Genomic DNA, 17,112 nt, shown 5'->3' with positions numbered 1-17,112 from the left:
CTTCATAGTTGATATGCTTTAATATTGAACACAATCATTCATTTTAAAATCGCTGTTGTGGAGTACGTCCCTTGCCAAATAATCCGGTGTTAAATCACCATATTTCTTCGCAATTTAATGAAGATTTGCAAGATGTAAATACCAAATTCATGACCATGGGGGGCCTGGTCGAACAGCAAGTGGCCAACAGTATTCATGCCTTGTTGGATACCGATGCCACTTTAGCGATTGAGGTGCAATTTCAGGACAATGTGGTCAATCGTATGGAAACCGAGATTGATGAAGCCTTGACCCTGATTCTGGCACGCCGTCATCCTGCTGCAATTGATTTGCGTATGGTCATTGCCATGTCCAAGGCCAATACTGACCTGGAACGTATTGGTGATGAAGCGGCAAAAATTGCCCGTATTGCACAAAATTTATGTGAAGAGGGCAGTTCACCGCGTGGTTATATGGAAACCCGTCATATTGGCAATCAGGTTCGGGTGATGATTCATGACGCCCTGGATGCCTTTGCCCGTCTGGATGTCGATCAGGCTTTGCGTGTGCTGCTGGCCGATGCCGATATTGACCGTGAATACCAGTCTGCGACCCGTACTTTAATGACGTATATGATTGAAGATCCGCGGCATATTTCCCGGGTCATCAATGTGATGTGGGTGCTGCGTTCTCTGGAACGGATTGGCGACCATGCCCGCAATATTTCTGAACAGGTCATTTATATGGTCAAGGGTTTAGATGTACGCCATACCAGCGTAGAAGAGATTGAACAAAAAGTTCAGCGTTAATTACTAGAATAATTAAATAAAAAGCCTGCAATTTGCAGGCTTTTTTGTTTCAAAAATTTCTTTATCAGCAGGGGGGGCTTAATAACTCCCTAGCTTAAAAATCTTTATTAATAGAGTGTATAGAAAACAATAACTTGAAATAGGCAATACAAATTATCTTAAAAAAGTGTGACTTATTTATCAAAAAATATACAAAGTGATATATTATTATACAAAATGCAGGTTGTTTTTAATAGAAAGCAAAATTTGCTCTTGGCGAAATAATGATTTCATAGGTATCTAAAACTCCCTATAGGCACCTAAAGTCATGATCTGTTGTAACACTTCCGGACTTTACTAAAAATAATTCTGCACAAATTTTATTGGGTGAAATATTTAGAGAATATTCATGATCATTGATGAAAGTAAAAGAGAAGCTTCTCAAATTTACTTTTCTGTGCAGTTAAAGTTTATTGTCGCTCTCATCGGTGCCTGTTTTTGGACAGTCTTTTCCATATGGATTGCCCAGAACTGGATGTATGATCTCAGCCGACATATAGGCCATTTTGCAGCTGTTTTCCTGATTTATGGCATTGCCATTATTCCGGGATTCATGAATGCATTTGCGGCTTTAAGCTTGATGATGGATCGAAGACCCAAAAGACAGCCATTGTCTACTTATCCGGGGATTACCATGCTGGTCGCCGCTTATAATGAAGCCGCCTCAATACAAGATACTTTAGTGAGTATTGGTCTCCAAAAATACCCGGGTCCCCTGCAAGTCATTGTGATTAATGACGGTTCTCAGGATGAAACTGCAGCCATTGTCCGAAAGGCCCAGCAAAAATATCCCTGGCTGACTTTACTTGATTTAAAGAAAAATGCAGGTAAGGCGCATGCATTAAATGAAGGTCTGAAACTCGCGGAACATGACTTGGTGATTACCGTCGATGCCGATTCTTATTTACATCGTGTCGCATTAATCAATATTGTCGAACGTTATAAGGCAGATCCACCCAACACACGTGCGGTCGCGGGCAAGATTCTGGTGCGCAACTCGCGTGAGAATTTGCTGACCAAAACTCAGGAATGGGACTATTTTTTGGGGATTGCAGCGACCAAGCGTATGCAGTCCCTGTATCAGGGGACCTTGGTGGCTCAAGGGGCTTTCTCTATTTATGACCGTAATGCCTTGATTGAGGTGGGGGGATGGCCTGAATGCGTCGGTGAAGATATTGTACTTACCTGGGCCTTGTTGAAGGCCGGCTATCGTGTGGGGCATTGTGAGGATGCCTGTCTGTTTACCAATGCGCCCACAACACTTAAAGTGTTTATTAAACAGCGTCAGCGTTGGGCACGTGGCATGATTGAAGCCTTTATCAAACATCCCACGATTTTAATCAAGCCGAGATTATCCACGTTTTTTATTTACTGGAACCTGGTTTTCCCCTGGTTAGATATTGCTTTTACCTTTGGCTTCATACCCGGAATCATTCTGGCCTGTTTTGGACATTACTGGATTGTGGGTATTATGACCCTGGCATTGTTACCTATGGCATTTTTGCTCGGCTTATTAAATTACTCGATTGAACGCAGAATGTTTGAGGATCTCGAACTCAAGGTACGGAAAAACTTCAGTGGCTTTTTGCTGTATGTACTCATGTACAGTTTCTTGCTACAGCCTGCCAGTATTTTAGGGTATCTGGATGAATTATTAAGAACACGAAAAACATGGGGAACAAAATGAAAAACACAAAAATTAACATCTATATGCTTGTTCCTTTGCTTATCAGCATCACGACACCCAGCCTGGCAAGTGAATCAGAGCAAGAGCAGGCCCCAAGTCAACGTGCGGCCGGAACGGAATTCTTTTTCAGTGATGATAGCGAGGGCTTCCAGACCCGTAAATTATCAGCTGAATTTTTGCCTCGATATGAAGATGCTGACCATTATTTAGGTGTCCGGGGAAGTGCTTATCAGTATAGGGCGGATGAATGGCAGCGAGATGGCCAGAAAATTTCATTTATTGGACGTCACATTGAATCCGCTACAGCGAATGGCTGGGCAGTGGAAGCAGGGGTATTTGACCAAGGGGATCATACCTTGTTTACCTTTGATGGCAGTTACCGTACAGCGCTTGCAGAAAAGACGGCATTAGAGCTTTTTGCCAATCGTGACTGGGTTGAAACCCAAGCCGCTCTCGATGCTGGAACGAATTTTACCTTTGTGGGTGCTGCACTGGATCAGGGAATCGGTGAGCATGTCACCCTGGTTGGTGTTGCAGGGACACAATTCTTCTCAGATGATAACCGCCGTGATCATGGCCGTCTTCGATTGATCTATCAGCCTTCACTGGACTTGGGACTGACGCTTCAGGCGCGATATCGCACCTACCGGAGTACTGAAGAAGATGTGGGCAGGCAATATTTCAACCCTCAGGATTATGAAGAATCAATGCTGGCCCTCGGTTGGCGTCAGCGTTTTGCCGGATGGTCAGCAGGTTTAACGGCAGGCTTTGGGCGTGAAAAAATCAATCAGGAATCAAGCCAATCTACCCGGTTATTTGAACTGAACCTGCAAAGCCCTGTTCACGGGTCACAGTTTCTTCGTATGAATGCCGGTTACAACCGCAGTGCTTCTTTCAACGGTCCAGATTACAATTATCGCTATATCAAAGGGGAATGGATTATGCGTTTTTAATCCAGGCCCAGGATATGAATGTCATCGATTTACCAGCTTCCCTTGTTTTGACTAGCGGAAAGTTATTTTTGGAGAAGACCTTTCCATAGGGATCATACTGGAGATGAAAAGGCTTTTCGTCCTAGGTATTTAGCTATGGGTTTCTTCCTCGGCATCTTCTTCAAAGGTCTTGGCAATCTTTTCAATATTCAGGCTTTTGGCCATCGCATCAAAAATTTGCTTATACACCCCGTCCTGATGGTAGAGCGCCTCATGTTCGCCGTGCTCGGCAATATGACCTTCTTTCATCACATAGGTGTAATCGGCATCAATAATCTGCGATAAACTATGCGAAATAATAATGACGGTACGGCCTTGCTTGATTTGGTCCAGACTGTGCTTGATTTGCTCCGAGGCAATCGCATCCAGACTGGCCGTGGGTTCATCCAGAAAAATAATCGGCGGATTTTTCAGGAACATGCGGGCAAGCGCAATGCGCTGCTGCTGTCCACCGGAAAGCTGCAAGGCATCTGCATCATAGCCTTGCGGAAGCTGTAAAATCTGTTCATGGATAGACGCTTTTTTGGCAGCATCCATCACTTGTTCCAGACTTGCATCGGTCTTGCCATAACGGATATTTTCAAAAATACTTCCCTGAAAAATATGGTTTTTTTGTAGCACCAAACCAATGTGATCGCGCAGATATTGGGTATCGATCTGTTCCAGATGGATACCATCCAGTTTGATCTGTCCAGAAGCTGGCTGGTAAAATTTATCCAGTAAACTGATCAGCGTAGATTTTCCTGCGCCGGACAATCCCACCAAGGCGGTGATTTTATTCGGCTGAATCAGCATGTTGATATTTTTTAAAGCATGGTGACCATTGGGGTAATAAAACTCGACATTTTTCAGTTCAAATAGTCCATGAATGGCGGGCTTTAGAGTGCCGCTTGGCTCAATTTCATGATCGGCTTCCAGAATCCTGAAAAAGCTTTCCGAGTAAATCATGGCATCATTCACTTCATCATAAATGCGATGCAACGAGCGAATCGGGGCAGAAACATTGTTGAATAACAGCACGTGATACATGATCATGCCGATACTCATTTGCCCATCCAGCACAAAATAAGCGGTCAGGATAATAATCAGCACGATGCCAATCTGTTCAATAAAGGTCTTTAAGCCATCAAACAAAAAACTGGTTTGCCGGGTCTGCATCTGATTCTGGGTCAGTTCTTTTTGTAATTTAAGCTGTTTGTCTGACTCGATGGACTCGCGGTTAAAGGATTTGATCACAGTAATCGAGTTAATAATACTTAAGATTCCCTGGCTCTTTCTCTCGCGCCCATCGCGTAAATTACGCCGCCACCCGCCGAGTTTTTGTGCCTGTTTATAGGTCAGCCAGAAGTAAATCGGCACAATACACAGCGCAACCAGACCGACATAGGCATTGGCATAAAACATCAGGCCTAATGCCACAATTGCGCTGCTAAATAACGGTAAAATATCAATAAAAAAGATCTGAACCAGCCGGGTAAGGGAGCCAATCCCGCGGTCAATCCGGGTTTGCAATTTACCGGCCTGGTTATTGTCTGCATTAAAAAAAGCCAGCCGGTAAGTCAGGAATTTTTCAATAATGCCTTGAGCCAAGTCCTGTGAAACAAAAATACGCAGCTTTTCGCCATAAAATTTTTGTCCAAACTGCACCAAGGCATTGATGACTTCCTTAGCCAATAAAATGGCAGAGATGGTGAGCAGAATATGCCAGCCCTCAGCCAGTCCCAAACCGGATTCAATCAGCCGGTTAATGCTGTCGACTGCATAGCGTAAAGTAAGTGCATTGACCTGAGCCGTGAGGGAGCCAATCAGGGTTAAAATTAGGGTGGCGACGACCAGTAAGCGATAAGGCTGGACAAAAGGACGAAGTTTTTGAAATAAGTGCCATATATTCATATGCAATTTTTTATTTTCAATTTTGATTTGAGTCTAAGCCCGATCTTTCCCTGTCACAAGCGCATACAATGTTTTGAATTGTGAACAGAAATCATCCGCTAGAATAAAGTGAATTTTACATTTATTTTAGACGATGCATTTTTGCCGATGAACTTTGAATTGTTTGAGCCAGAAGCGCGAGCCAATCTGTTACCTTGTGATGGGGTGGTAGAAGACTTTGGCCTGATTTTGACGGCTGAGCAGAGCGAGCAATATTTACAGTATTTTTTAACTTATCTGGCCTGGCAGCATGATGAAGTGGTGCTGTATGGGCAACATTATAAAACGGCACGTAAAGTGGCCTGGTATGGCGATGAAAATTACCAATATCATTATTCAGGCACCTTCAAGCAGGCCCATGTCTGGACTCCCGGATTATTTCGTTTAAAGCAACACATTGAAAAGTTGGTCGGCCATTCTTTTAATTCCTGCCTTGCCAATCTATATGAAAATGGTAGTCAAGCTGTGGGCTGGCATAGCGATGACGAGCCGGCATTATATTCTGAGGCAGATCGGGAAACCGTAATTGCCTCCTTAAGTTTCGGGGCTACCCGAAAATTCAGTTTTAAGCACAAGCAAAAGCCAGACAAAGTCGATCTGCTGTTACAGCATGGACAATTGATTGTGATGCGTGGCAAGACCCAGCAGTACTGGAAGCATACTTTAAGGAAATCGGTGAAAATTATTGAGCCACGGATAAACCTGACTTTCCGTTATTTTTATCCGCATCAGAAGCAGTAGGGTATTGGAAATAAGCGCATAAAAAAGCCCATCTTGTGATGAGCTTTTTTAACTTGAGGAGAGGTTTTAAAATCGCATCACGTTATCATGGAACAAAGGGATGCTGAAGAACAATAATCATATTATGAGAATATAATGTTTAATTCAACATTTTTAGATTAAAATATATTACTGTTCCTCAAATTAAAATGTATCTTCCTGATGGGTCAAGGTCGTAAATTTCTTTTCAATTAAATCGGCATTGTCGCGCAATATTTCGATCAACTTCTGGAAGTTGGTAAATTCAAAGCGGTTTCTGGAGCCTAACAGGGTCAAGGCCAAAGGCGGTTCCTTGCTGGAAAATTTCACTGGAATAGAAAGACTGGCCAGGTTTGGATCGACCTCTCCACTCGAGAAATAATAGCCCTGTTTTTTAATCTGTTTCATTTGCAGCAGGAATTCTTCTTCGCTCTGTGCAAAGCCAACTTCAGACAGTTCCGTCGCAAAACGCTGGTAATAATCCAAAATACGCTGTTTGGGTAAATGAGCCAGAATCACCTTGGCAGAAGAGCCTTTATAGATCGGGCGAGGACAACCGCGACCATAAATAAGCGTGGTCAGGTCTTTATACAGTTCGTGATGAATATCGATACATGAATCGTAATTTAAATGCGTGAGCAGACAGCCGAATTCGGTACGTTCCACAATTTGCTGCATAAATGGAATGCTGATCTGTACCAAAGGATCCGTGGTACGGGAAATGTAATCCAGTACGGCAATTTTAGAACCGAGCGTATAGTCACCTGAAGTTCCACTCAGGCGTTGTAATAATTCTGCCGAAACCAATTCTTTTAAATAACGGTAACTTGTAGGTTTGGAGAGTCCTAATTCTTCACTAATGATATCGACATTAATGATCGGGCGAGACACTGAAAAGAGATCCAAAACGGTAAGAATCTTACCAAAACTAGAAAGTGCCATAAGTACCTGCTTGGTCAAAGCATATAAAAGAGAAACGAATAAGTCTTACTTTATAACAAAAAATCAGGCAGAGCAGGGCTTTTGTTGCGGCAATGCGGTATTTGTTAACTATCCTGAAAGATGCTTTTTTTATCTTTAAGGGGTTAAACCTACCGGATTGCGATACCAGCTTTCTATAAACAGTGCAGCTGCAATGCTGTCTGCCGCCAGTTTCTTGCCACGACCTTGAGACTGGTATTGGTCCAGTTCATCACGTGCTTCACGGGTGGTCAGGCGCTCATCCACCATCAAGGTTTCAATATTGGTTTGATGGCGTAAGCGTCGGGCAAATTTGCGCGAACGCGCGGAAAGTTCAGATTCAGTATCATCCATATTCAGCGGTAAACCGACTAAAAATAGAGTCGGTTGATACTGCTTGATAATTTTCAGTAAGGCATCCCAGTTTGGAATGCCATCTTTCATCGGAAACAGGGCAAGCGGATTGGCACTCTCAATCAAGGATTGACCCACCGCCATGCCCATTTTCTGGGTACCGAAATCAAATGCCATAATCATGTGTGGTTGTGATAAGTCAGGCATGTCCAATCTCTGATGACAGCCAGGTGCGGTCCAGGCCCATTTTTTTATAGGCAGCATCCCAGCGGTCGTCATAAGGTAAGTTAAAAATCAAATCCATATCAGCATCACAGATCAGCCAGTCACCATGTGCAATTTCCTGTTCCAGCTGGTTTTTGCCCCAGCTGGCATAACCCAAAGCAATTTGGTAGCGTCCAACGCCTTCATTATGCGCGATGGCATCGAGGATATCTTTAGACGTGGTGATACAGACATTTTCACCCACAGCAATGGATGAATGCCAGGTCGGTTGACCGGTATGCAGTACAAATCCGGCTTCAGGACGCAAAGGCCCACCTTGCAAGACTGCATGAGGATTGACATTGTCCGCTTCAATTTCCAGGTCATTCAACAATTCCTTGATTGAAAGACCGGATGGGCGGTTAATGATAATGCCTTGTGCACCCTCTTCATCATGGCGTGCCAAATAAATTACCGTATTGGCAAAAAAATCATCGGCTAAATCAGGAGGTGCAATGAGACAGCGATGTGTCAGATATTGTTTAGTCATCTAAGCATCTCCGGGTTTTAGTCTATCATTTGAAAAAAATAGTTTGAAATTTGGTGTAGCTGTCAATCTATCTAGAGCTTTCTTGACTATAACATTGACCTTACAAATTTCTATAAGGAATTATAGGCTGAATATATAAATTTATGTTTTTCTCACGCTTAAGATTTTATTTTGAGATTAAAGTCACATTAAAATAACTATTTTGATTTAACAGAACTTAATAAAATATTGATTTATTATTTATTTTTTACAATTTTTATGACCAATATTTAAAATATCTTAATTTATCCAAATAATTATATGTTTTATAGAAAAATATTGATTTGATCCATATTGTTTTGATTTGTATGATGTATGTAATAAAAAGTAAGTTGAATATTATTATGTCGGTTCAAATAAACAAGAAAGTTCTCACTTTATGCTTTACTTCATTGTTTGCTGTACAAACACATGCAGCGGTATTTGGAACTTATGAAGAAGAGGGATCACTTTTTAGAAGTTCTTTAAATGCAGAACTCAGTTCATCTGTAGCAGCGAAGTTTGACAGCAAGAAAAATTCTAAAGATGCGGTTTTATATTATTTAGAGCAAGCAAGAATTTTACAGGTCAATCAACAATATCAAGAAAGTCTGGATATTTATAAAAAGGCATTTGAGCTGATCGATCAGCAGAACAACAGAAGTAAAGTGAGTGTAACCCGGATGGGGTTCAAAGCCCTTTCGATGGTGAGTAATGAGTCCGTTGTACCTTATTTGGTTCCTCCTTATGAACAGGTTTTAGCGCATATTTCTCAGGCAAAAAATTATATTCTGCTGAATAATGCTGAAGCTGCAGGGGTAGAAATGCGTGTTGCACAACAAATTCAGCGTGAAATTGAACTGGCGCACGAGAAAGAGTTTGCTAAGAAAAAAGATAAGCAGAAGACAGATAAACAAATTGATTATTCAACTTTAGATGAAGCTTTTGCTGGTTTGGATCCGATTGCAGGTCGAATTAAAAATACCTATCAAAATGGTTATGCTTTTTACATGGCAGCTAATTTGTGGGAAGCCACAGGCGACTATAACAATGCTTTGGTGGACTTTAAAAAAGCTTATGAATTACATGGTGATTCAAATGTTGCCAAAGATGTGACCCGGGTTGATACAGTAGCAAGTAACAATCAGAAATCAGTACCTGTCATTGTGTTTATTGAACAGGGCACGGTACCGAAAAAGATTGAAAATAAACTTGCTTTTCCCATGCCAAATGGGCTGGTTAATATTGCATTTGCTACCTATGAACCGAGTACTTATATGCCACCGCAAAGCTTAAAAATTAAGCTGGGTGATCGCCAAGTACAGCAAAGTGCTCTGGTTAGTGATATTGGTGCATTGGCAATAAAAAACCTGAAAGAACAAACCATCAGTACCGTTACCAGCCAGATTGTACGGGCAACGACAAAATACGTGATGCAACAACAATTGGGCCAGCAATTGGGATCTTTAGGGCAGCTGGCTGGAAACTTAATGAATGTTGCCACTGAACGTGCCGATTTAAGAGCATGGTCGACGCTACCAAGTAATACACAGGTGGCACGTTTTGAGGTGAGTCCAGGAAAACATAATCTGCAAATTATCGGACCACAATCCTCTAGCACAACACTTAATGTTGAAGCAAATCCAAACCAAACCGTTTTTGTTTATGTCAGTGATATAAATAATAAAATTTCAGCCAGTGTAAGTGCTGTAACTCGTTAATTTTAAAAGAGTGTAATGATGAAAATATGTTTAAAACTGGGGGCGGCAAGCCTTTTGGCTGCTGCACTTATTGGTTGTACCGCACCCAACTCACTCTCAACCCAAACTGCAGCCGATGGCACCTATAGCGTAAAAACCGTTAGCAATAACCCAAAACTGGTCACGCAAATTGCGGTTGATCGGATCAGTATGGGATACGCTGGCGATTTGAAAAAAGCTTCGATTGCAATCAAGGACCGCTGGTTTGTGAGCCGTAATTTTGAATACAAAATTGTTTGGGTAGATGCAAATGGTTTTGAAGTGAATCCAGAAGGTTCACGCTGGAAGCCTATTCAGTTAACAGGCCGCGAAATAAAGACCGTTCAATCCATTGCACCTAACCCATCTGCTGTTGATGTTGTTGTCTATCTGAGAAAAGATTAAGGATAAGTTTTCCATGAAATTAAAATTAACTTTGGCTACTACTGTTTTGGCTACTTTGGTCTTGGGCGGTTGTGCTTCGAATAACGTGAGTTATGGAGATGCCCAGTCAGTTGAAACCCTGACTAAAGATTTCGGTTCTACCGATTTGCAGATGATTGCGGACAAAATGGTGGATGACATGTTGACCTTTCCCGTGATTGTTCAATTGACCCAAAACCGCCGCCCAGTGATGTTTGTAGACCGCATCCGCAATAAAACGCAAGAACATATTGATACCGAATCAATCACTGACACCATTCAAAACAAACTCATCAATTCAGGCAAATTCCGTTTTGTAGATATGACTTCTGCCAATGCATTAGCGCAGCAGTTGGCATACCAAAAGCAAAGCGGATTGGTGAACCAGGCAACTTCGGTAAAAGCCGGTGGTCATATTGGCGCTGAATACATGTTAAACGGCAACCTGTCGAGCATTGTAAAAAATGCAGGGGGTAAAAGTGATGTGTATTACAAGTTCACTTTAAAACTTCAAAATGTACAAACCGGCATTGTGGAATGGACCAGCGAGAAAGAAATTCGTAAATCGTCGAAACGTTCGACCTTCGGTTTATAATTCAAATATGCAACTGTGCGATTGCACAGTTGCTTAAGAAGATAATAATGATGAATAAAATATTTTTAGCTTTATTGCTTGCTGGTTCTGCGACCACTTCTGCATTTGCAGCATTAAAAGAAGTGGTTAAGGAAGCATCGGGTAGTGGTGCTACCCAGCATCAAGCGATTTCAGAAGCCTTGTTGGTTGCAGTTCAATCGGTGAATGGTGCAACTGTTTCCTCACGTGTAGATTATGAAACAACTGTCAATATGTCTGTTTCCAATAATAAATGGAGTTATTCGGGTAAAGTTTCTCCAGTCTTTAGCGTAGATAATACTGGCTCAGGATCTGTCACTAAATTCCAAGTGCTCAGCGTGACTGGATCAAAAAACAACTACCGTGCGAAAGTGCGTGCGCATGTTGTGCAGTACCAGTCATCTGTTCAAGATCAGCATTTACGCCGCATTGCTGTGCTGCCATTTCAATTTTATGAAAAAAATAACCGTTCTGCCAAGGTGGATTCAGCAGAAGATTTTGCATCAGAATTGTCTGATCAATTAGGTGTCTATTTGGCTCAAACGGGTCAATTGAGCTTGGTGGATCGTCATTATTTAAGCGAAATGCAGTCCGAGAATGAGTTTTTATACTGGGATGGTGCACCGCAAGAATTGGCACGTATAGGTCAGAAAGTGGGTGCAGACTATTTGTTGGTGGGGCGTATCAATGATGTCTCGGTTGCCAATGGCCAACAGATGTATGGTCTGAATCAAGGTGCAGATCAAGTGCGTTTAACTTGGCGGGTGATTGAGGCGAATACCAGTAAAGTTGTTGCAGCAGGTACCTTCAACCGCGTCATTGCAGACAATGCAATTCAAAACATGCTGAATAATTCATTGAATGATTCAAGTACAGATAAAATTGCACAAAGCTTGAGCCGAGAGGTGTTGGTCGGGATGAAACTACAACCTGCCTCCTATCAGGGACAAGATGCCGGTTTTACTCCAACCTATGACATGACCCCAGGATCGAGTGAAAAACCGATCAAATGGTAAGTCGGCCTCAAAGCAACGTTATTTGCATTGAAGTTCAAAACCGGTACATGCTGTACTGGTTTTTTATACCTGTTGAAACTTAAGTTGACGTAACTGCTTGGCATGTTGCAGTGTGGTGTCATTAATTTCGACGCCGCCGGTCATACGTGCCAGTTCATCAATGCGCTGTTCTTCGGCAAGATTGATGATGGTACTGCTGGCCGGATCGGTTTGACGCTTTTTCACCAGCAGATGCTGATCGGATTGTGCCGCCACCTGAGCCTGATGGGTAATACATAAAATCTGTACATGCTGGGCCAAATCAGCCAGCAAACGGCCGACCATTTCTGCAGTACCGCCACTAATCCCGACGTCGATTTCATCAAAGACCAGCACTTCTGCTTCGGTTTTTTCAGCATTCATGACTTGCATCACCAGGGCAATACGCGACAGTTCGCCACCGGATGCCACGCGGGCCAAAGGCTGCGGGGGAATTCCCTTGTTCGCAGTAAACAGCAGTTGAATAAAGCTGAGACCTTCAGCACCTGGCTGTTCTAAAGGCTCAAACTTGAATTCAAAATAGGCTTCCGGTAAAGCCAGCTGCTTGACCTGTTCAGTCAGTTGTTTTGCCAAGGGGATTGCGGCTTCACGGCGAATTTCATCCAGATATTGCGCTTTGGCTAAAAATTCCTGATGAGACACTTCTACCTGTTCAGCCAAAGTTTCCGGGTCTTCCAGCTGATGCAACTGTTCCAGTTCAGCCTGCCAGGCCTGGTATTCTTCTTTCAATGTCTCTGGTTGAGTGCGGTACTTACGGGCTAAACGGTGGAAAATTTCCAGTTGTGAGTTCAATTCTTCCATCCGTTCTGGATCGAAGCTTTGCCGGTCGATAAACTGACGCAAGTTTGCCGTTGCATCATCAATTTCACTTTGTGCATTGATCAGTGAATTATAGATTTCAGCAAGCTGTTCACTACGGCCGGCATGCGATTCCAGTCGACGAATAATTGAAGACAGTTCCTGGGTCAGGTTTTGTTCGGCTTCATCCAGCACATTTAAGCTATAACCGCAGTCCAGCATGATATGTTCATGATGGCTTAAACGGTCAAATTCCTGTTCAATCTCTTTATAGTCAATCTGGGTGATGTCTTCGAGTTCTTCCAGTTGCAACTCTAAAGTTTCAATGCGCTGTTTGCGGGTGGCTTGTGCATCTAAAGCCGCTTGATGCTGACGAATGTCTTTTTGCCAGGTGCTATAGGCATTACGGACCTCTTGCGCAGGCTGATAAAAGTTGCTGTAACGATCCAGCCAGTGCTTGGGATAGGGCGGCTCTAACAGTTGTTGCTGACTGTGCTGACTATACAGTTGTACCAATAAGCGGCCAATCTCTTTCAGTTCAGAGAGACTACTTGGACGACCATTAATCCAGGCTTTGCTACGACCCGTGGCAAAAATCACCCGTCTTAAATGAATTTCGCCTGATTCGTCATCCAACTCATGTGCTTTTAACCATTCGGCTTCAGGGCTGTGTTCCTGATAGCTAAAAATGGCCGTCACATCGGCTTTATCCGAACCGAAACGTACATAATTGGTGTCGGTACGTTCACCCAGGCAGGCAGACAGGGCATCCAGTAATAACGACTTACCCGCCCCGGTTTCACCCGTCAGGACATTGAAACCTTTTTCAATATCAATGGCTAAGTGATCGGCTAAAGCAAAATTGATCAGAGTTAAATGTGTCAGCATAAACGCATCCAAGCTGCGAAAAGTTTTAGTCTAAGATAGTGAAATTTTGTTTTGGTCACAAGACAGCTTTTATTTTAAAAGGGTTTAAAACATCAATATCTTACCTTATCTCGGCGCTGAAAATGAAACCTGTGTGTGAAAATAGCCGATAAAATTTTCCATCAATAAATTGCAGCTTATTTTAAGAAAAAGAGAAAATTGGAGTCCAAATTTATCCGGCTGCGCAAAACCTGGACCAGATAAGAGACTCTATACTGTTGATGATTTGAAGACCTAATCCATGCTGGAGAATGCTATTCGCCTTTGGTCGGGGCAACATCAGCAGCAATTTATGCTTATAATTTCATTCATGCAGAGGTTCGTGCACAAATCGCCAGTTGTTCTTTTCAGCCTGCAAAAAATATTTGTAAAAAATTGAAAAATATTGATTTGGCGGTAGGAAACAGCGATTGATTAGTTTAATGCTCAGCTTTAAACTAGCTCGAGCAAAAATTATAAATGCGCATTATCTGGAGAATACGCATGTCAAATCAGTTTGATCATGTTTCGGTTGTCAAAAAGTCGAATGTTTATTTCGACGGGTTGTGTATCAGTCATACCGTGCAGTTTGAAGATGGCACAAAAAAAACCTTAGGGGTGATTTTGCCAACAGAACAGGCACTGACCTTTCAAACACATGTACCTGAACGTATGGAAATTATTTCAGGTGAATGCCGTGTACAAATTGGCGACAAAACTGAAAGTGAACTGTTCCGTGCCGGCCAGTCTTTTTATGTGCCAGGCAATAGCCGCTTTAAAATCGAGACCGATGAAGTCCTCGATTATGTCTGCCATTTCGAAGGCTAAGCATTCGTCCCGGATAAGACAAAGAAATTTTAACCTGAATCGGTTAAACTAGATTCAAGCATCAATCCTGTAAAGCCTGCTTTGCAGGATTTTTCTTTTTGCATCGTTACCCATAGTCACCATAGATTTTAGAGGCCGTTCATGGCAAAACCAGAATATTATTATGGCGTTCACTCGGTGGAGTCATTATTGGAACTCGAGCCTGAGCGCGTACTGACTTTATTTACCTTGAAAGGCCGTGATGACCAGCGTTTGAAAAATGTGCTGGCTCTGGCTGAACCTTTCGGCATTAGCGTGCAACAAGCCAGCCGTGACAAACTGGAAAAACTGGCCGGTCAGCCTTTTCATCAGGGCGTAGTCGCTGCAGTGCGTCCGCATCCGGTACTGAATGAACAGGATCTGGATGCCGTACTGAAGCAAAATCCTCAAGCGCTGTTACTGGCACTGGACCAGGTCACCGATCCGCATAACTTGGGCGCATGTATCCGTACAGCGGCTGCCATGGGGGTTGAAGCAGTGGTGGTTTCACGTGACCGTTCTGCAAGCCTAACCCCAACTGCACGTAAGGTTGCGGCCGGTGGCGCAGAAAAGGTGAAGTTCATTCAGGTGACCAATCTGGCGCGTACTTTGGGCCATATCAAAGATGAATTTAATGTACGTGTAGTTGGAACCATGCTGGATGAAAAAGCCTTACCCGTGGATAAATTTGATTTTACCGGTACAGCAGTATGTGTCGTGATGGGTGCTGAAGATACAGGTTTGCGTCCAATTACCCAGTCACAATGTGACCAGACCGTGTATATCCCCATGGCAGGGAACTTGCAAAGCTTAAATGTCAGTGTGGCGACGGGGATGGCACTGTATGAAGCCTGTCGTCAGCGTAACGTGTAATTTTTTTTCTTTGCTATTTATTTGCTATTTAAAAGTTGTCTGCTATGTCACCCCGGTCTCAAGGTTATCTTTATGTCGCTATTACCATGTGTATTTGGGGTGGATTTACCATTACCTCACGCCTGAATGCCCAGTGGGGAATTAGTGCCTGGGATATTACTGCCTTACGTTTTGCACTGGCATTTTGTATTTTGATGCCCATTTTGCTCTATAAAAAAGACACCGCTTTTTTATGGAAAAAAGAGCCTTTCCTTTTGGCGATGATTGGCGGGGTCGGGTATTGCCTGACTTCTTATAGTGCTTTTCATTATGTGCCGGCGGCACATGCAGCTATTTTCCTGAATGGCTGTCTCCCGCTGTGTACAGCTTTAGCTGGATTGGTATTATTCAAACAGCCTTTGGATAAACACATCTGGATCAGTTTGGTGATTATGCTGAGCGCGATCACTGCCATGAGTTTCTTGATGTATCAGGAAACCGGTGTGGCTTTTGGTTTTGGCGACATGCTATTTTTCCTGAGTGCGATCTGGTGGGGTGTTTTTACGGTATTGTTGCGTCAATGGAAATTCTCAGCCTGGCATTCTATGGCAGGCGTTGCCATCTGGTCGGCAATTGTTTATGTACCGATCTATCTGCTGTTTTTACCGAAAAATTTAACCGCACCTGAACCTGTGCATTTAATGCTCCAGGTAGTTTTTCACGGCATCTTTGTGGTCATTGTCGCTACACTGACTTATGTAGAAGCCATTAAGCGTCTGGGTGCATTCAAGGCAGGGAGTATTGTCACTTTGGCCCCGTTTATTGCGGCCATTCTGGCCGTGCCGCTATTGGGTGAACCTTTAAGTCTGGCCATTATTTGTGGCTTGATCGGGATGGCGATTGGTGCATTACAGCCTTGGCGCTGGATGGGTCGTCAGGACAGTTTAGAGAAGCAGCTCGAGCAACAAAAAAAGCAGTCCTAAGGCGACTGCTTTTTTAATTTCAGCGTTTTAAATACGCTTCATGCAGCGGTTTTAAATGGCTATATAAATGGTCAAGATGACCGTCATTTAGCACAATGTCATCAGCCAAGCGACGCTTCTGCTCACGTGGCATTTGTGCCTGAATAATTTTTTCAATTTGTTCAATTGACTGGTGATCACGCATGGCAGCCCGCTGAATCTGCAAATCAATCGATGCATCAATCAGCAGGGTATGATCAGTCAGTTCATGCTGGCTGGTTTCAAACAGCAGGGGAGAAACCAGAATCACATAGGGGCTGGTCGCAGCCTGCAGCTGTTGAATAATAGACTCTCGAATCGCAGGATGAGTAATATTTTCCAGCGTTTTACGTGCTTCAGGATATTTGAAAATATGTTCGCGTAAAGCCCGACGATTCAGCTCGCCATTGTCTAATAGAACCCAATCGCCAAAAGCCGCATGAATCTGTTGTAAGGCGGACTGTCCCTTGGCTACAATCTCTCGCGCGACAATATCGGCATCAACGACAGTAATGCCCTGGGTTTCAAACCAATGACTGGCGGCTGATTTTCCACTGCCAATTCCGCCAGTTAAACCCAAGATAAACGTCATATAA

Annotated in this window: 17 protein-coding genes; 11 read left to right on the top strand and 6 right to left on the bottom strand. The window is 43.1% G+C overall.

Going from position 1 to position 17,112, the window contains the following annotated elements; genetic code table 11:
- Window positions 1-71: 71 nt before the first annotated feature.
- The 3 genes from phoU (at window position 72) to E0H88_RS02345 (ending at window position 3,467) form a co-directional block, all read left to right on the top strand.
- Window positions 72-788, top strand: a complete 717-nt coding sequence (gene phoU / locus E0H88_RS02355) for a phosphate signaling complex protein PhoU (protein ID WP_092819188.1) — start codon at window positions 72-74, stop codon at window positions 786-788.
- A gap of 388 nt (window positions 789-1,176) precedes the next feature.
- Complete coding sequence (locus E0H88_RS02350) at window positions 1,177-2,514, top strand: glycosyltransferase family 2 protein (RefSeq protein WP_165493263.1); 1,338 nt, start codon at window positions 1,177-1,179, stop codon at window positions 2,512-2,514.
- Window positions 2,511-3,467, top strand: coding sequence for a hypothetical protein (locus tag E0H88_RS02345; RefSeq protein WP_171458656.1), 957 nt, complete (start codon window positions 2,511-2,513; stop codon window positions 3,465-3,467). Before E0H88_RS02350 ends, E0H88_RS02345 begins: the two co-directional genes overlap by 4 nt.
- A gap of 129 nt (window positions 3,468-3,596) precedes the next feature.
- Here the strand turns inward: E0H88_RS02345 and E0H88_RS02340 are convergent, their stop codons facing one another.
- Window positions 3,597-5,399 (bottom strand): ABC transporter ATP-binding protein, encoded by a 1,803-nt coding sequence (locus E0H88_RS02340; RefSeq protein WP_131272968.1) that lies wholly within the window; start codon window positions 5,397-5,399, stop codon window positions 3,597-3,599.
- A gap of 147 nt (window positions 5,400-5,546) precedes the next feature.
- Between E0H88_RS02340 and E0H88_RS02335 the strand changes: the two genes are divergently transcribed.
- A complete protein-coding gene (locus E0H88_RS02335) occupies window positions 5,547-6,179 on the top strand; it encodes an alpha-ketoglutarate-dependent dioxygenase AlkB family protein (protein ID WP_131273010.1) in 633 nt (210 codons plus the stop codon).
- 183 nt (window positions 6,180-6,362) lie between these two features.
- On the opposite strand, the gene E0H88_RS02330 is transcribed toward E0H88_RS02335, so the two are convergent.
- The 3 genes from E0H88_RS02330 to E0H88_RS02320 all read right to left on the bottom strand — a co-directional run bounded on the left by E0H88_RS02330 (window position 6,363) and on the right by E0H88_RS02320 (window position 8,265).
- Window positions 6,363-7,139, bottom strand: coding sequence for an IclR family transcriptional regulator (locus E0H88_RS02330; RefSeq protein WP_131272967.1), 777 nt, complete (start codon window positions 7,137-7,139; stop codon window positions 6,363-6,365).
- A gap of 135 nt (window positions 7,140-7,274) precedes the next feature.
- Window positions 7,275-7,718, bottom strand: a complete 444-nt coding sequence (gene ruvX / locus E0H88_RS02325) for a Holliday junction resolvase RuvX (protein WP_092819185.1) — start codon at window positions 7,716-7,718, stop codon at window positions 7,275-7,277.
- Window positions 7,711-8,265: a YqgE/AlgH family protein gene (locus tag E0H88_RS02320; protein WP_131272966.1), complete on the bottom strand. Its 555-nt coding sequence runs from the start codon at window positions 8,263-8,265 to the stop codon at window positions 7,711-7,713. Before E0H88_RS02320 ends, ruvX begins: the two co-directional genes overlap by 8 nt.
- Window positions 8,266-8,648: 383 nt before the next feature.
- Between E0H88_RS02320 and E0H88_RS02315 the strand changes: the two genes are divergently transcribed.
- From E0H88_RS02315 to E0H88_RS02300, 4 genes are read left to right on the top strand one after another with little or no spacing between them, the layout of a single operon-like run.
- Window positions 8,649-10,004, top strand: a complete 1,356-nt coding sequence (locus tag E0H88_RS02315; protein WP_131272965.1) for a COG3014 family protein — start codon at window positions 8,649-8,651, stop codon at window positions 10,002-10,004.
- 15 nt (window positions 10,005-10,019) lie between these two features.
- Window positions 10,020-10,427, top strand: coding sequence for a DUF1425 domain-containing protein (locus E0H88_RS02310; RefSeq protein ID WP_228143249.1), 408 nt, complete (start codon window positions 10,020-10,022; stop codon window positions 10,425-10,427).
- A gap of 13 nt (window positions 10,428-10,440) precedes the next feature.
- A complete protein-coding gene (lpoB, locus tag E0H88_RS02305; protein WP_086174116.1) occupies window positions 10,441-11,040 on the top strand; it encodes a penicillin-binding protein activator LpoB in 600 nt (199 codons plus the stop codon).
- 50 nt (window positions 11,041-11,090) lie between these two features.
- Window positions 11,091-12,074 (top strand): LpoB-related protein, encoded by a 984-nt coding sequence (locus E0H88_RS02300; protein WP_131273009.1) that lies wholly within the window; start codon window positions 11,091-11,093, stop codon window positions 12,072-12,074.
- 63 nt (window positions 12,075-12,137) lie between these two features.
- Here E0H88_RS02300 and recN read toward each other — a convergent pair whose 3' ends face one another.
- The gene (gene recN / locus E0H88_RS02295) at window positions 12,138-13,799 is read right to left on the bottom strand and encodes a DNA repair protein RecN (RefSeq protein ID WP_131272964.1); all 1,662 of its coding nucleotides are present in this window, start codon (window positions 13,797-13,799) and stop codon (window positions 12,138-12,140) included.
- 522 nt (window positions 13,800-14,321) lie between these two features.
- Between recN and ppnP the strand changes: the two genes are divergently transcribed.
- The 3 genes from ppnP (at window position 14,322) to E0H88_RS02280 (ending at window position 16,498) form a co-directional block, all read left to right on the top strand.
- Window positions 14,322-14,645 carry a pyrimidine/purine nucleoside phosphorylase gene (gene ppnP / locus E0H88_RS02290; RefSeq protein WP_086195201.1) on the top strand — a complete coding sequence of 108 codons (324 nt, stop codon included), beginning with the start codon at window positions 14,322-14,324 and terminating at the stop codon, window positions 14,643-14,645.
- 141 nt (window positions 14,646-14,786) lie between these two features.
- Window positions 14,787-15,536, top strand: coding sequence for a 23S rRNA (guanosine(2251)-2'-O)-methyltransferase RlmB (gene rlmB / locus E0H88_RS02285; RefSeq protein WP_131272963.1), 750 nt, complete (start codon window positions 14,787-14,789; stop codon window positions 15,534-15,536).
- A gap of 44 nt (window positions 15,537-15,580) precedes the next feature.
- Entirely contained in the window at window positions 15,581-16,498 is a 918-nt protein-coding gene (locus tag E0H88_RS02280; RefSeq protein WP_131272962.1) for a DMT family transporter, read from the top strand.
- Between the two features lie 19 nt (window positions 16,499-16,517).
- On the opposite strand, the gene coaE is transcribed toward E0H88_RS02280, so the two are convergent.
- Window positions 16,518-17,108, bottom strand: coding sequence for a dephospho-CoA kinase (gene coaE / locus E0H88_RS02275; protein ID WP_131272961.1), 591 nt, complete (start codon window positions 17,106-17,108; stop codon window positions 16,518-16,520).
- Window positions 17,109-17,112: the final 4 nt, after the last annotated feature.

The organism is Acinetobacter sp. ANC 4216 (genome assembly GCF_004331195.1).
In the GTDB taxonomy this organism is placed as follows: Bacteria; Pseudomonadota; Gammaproteobacteria; order Pseudomonadales; family Moraxellaceae; genus Acinetobacter; species Acinetobacter kookii.
This window is presented reverse-complemented; position numbering and strand designations above follow the sequence as displayed.

What these genes read in the sequence shown, in the direction of transcription:
- E0H88_RS02330 (WP_131272967.1), bottom strand. Translation starts at nt 7,139, where the DNA reads ATGGCACTTTCTAGTTTTGGTAAGATTCTTACCGTTTTGGATCTCTTT.
- recN (WP_131272964.1), bottom strand. Translation starts at nt 13,799, where the DNA reads ATGCTGACACATTTAACTCTGATCAATTTTGCTTTAGCCGATCACTTA.
- E0H88_RS02315 (WP_131272965.1), top strand. Translation starts at nt 8,649, where the DNA reads ATGTCGGTTCAAATAAACAAGAAAGTTCTCACTTTATGCTTTACTTCA.
- E0H88_RS02280 (WP_131272962.1), top strand. Translation starts at nt 15,581, where the DNA reads ATGTCACCCCGGTCTCAAGGTTATCTTTATGTCGCTATTACCATGTGT.
- ppnP (WP_086195201.1), top strand. Translation starts at nt 14,322, where the DNA reads ATGTCAAATCAGTTTGATCATGTTTCGGTTGTCAAAAAGTCGAATGTT.
- E0H88_RS02350 (WP_165493263.1), top strand. Translation starts at nt 1,177, where the DNA reads ATGATCATTGATGAAAGTAAAAGAGAAGCTTCTCAAATTTACTTTTCT.
- rlmB (WP_131272963.1), top strand. Translation starts at nt 14,787, where the DNA reads ATGGCAAAACCAGAATATTATTATGGCGTTCACTCGGTGGAGTCATTA.
- ruvX (WP_092819185.1), bottom strand. Translation starts at nt 7,718, where the DNA reads ATGCCTGACTTATCACAACCACACATGATTATGGCATTTGATTTCGGT.
- E0H88_RS02300 (WP_131273009.1), top strand. Translation starts at nt 11,091, where the DNA reads ATGAATAAAATATTTTTAGCTTTATTGCTTGCTGGTTCTGCGACCACT.
- E0H88_RS02310 (WP_228143249.1), top strand. Translation starts at nt 10,020, where the DNA reads ATGATGAAAATATGTTTAAAACTGGGGGCGGCAAGCCTTTTGGCTGCT.
- E0H88_RS02320 (WP_131272966.1), bottom strand. Translation starts at nt 8,265, where the DNA reads ATGACTAAACAATATCTGACACATCGCTGTCTCATTGCACCTCCTGAT.
- lpoB (WP_086174116.1), top strand. Translation starts at nt 10,441, where the DNA reads ATGAAATTAAAATTAACTTTGGCTACTACTGTTTTGGCTACTTTGGTC.
- E0H88_RS02340 (WP_131272968.1), bottom strand. Translation starts at nt 5,399, where the DNA reads ATGAATATATGGCACTTATTTCAAAAACTTCGTCCTTTTGTCCAGCCT.
- E0H88_RS02345 (WP_171458656.1), top strand. Translation starts at nt 2,511, where the DNA reads ATGAAAAACACAAAAATTAACATCTATATGCTTGTTCCTTTGCTTATC.
- E0H88_RS02335 (WP_131273010.1), top strand. Translation starts at nt 5,547, where the DNA reads ATGAACTTTGAATTGTTTGAGCCAGAAGCGCGAGCCAATCTGTTACCT.
- coaE (WP_131272961.1), bottom strand. Translation starts at nt 17,108, where the DNA reads ATGACGTTTATCTTGGGTTTAACTGGCGGAATTGGCAGTGGAAAATCA.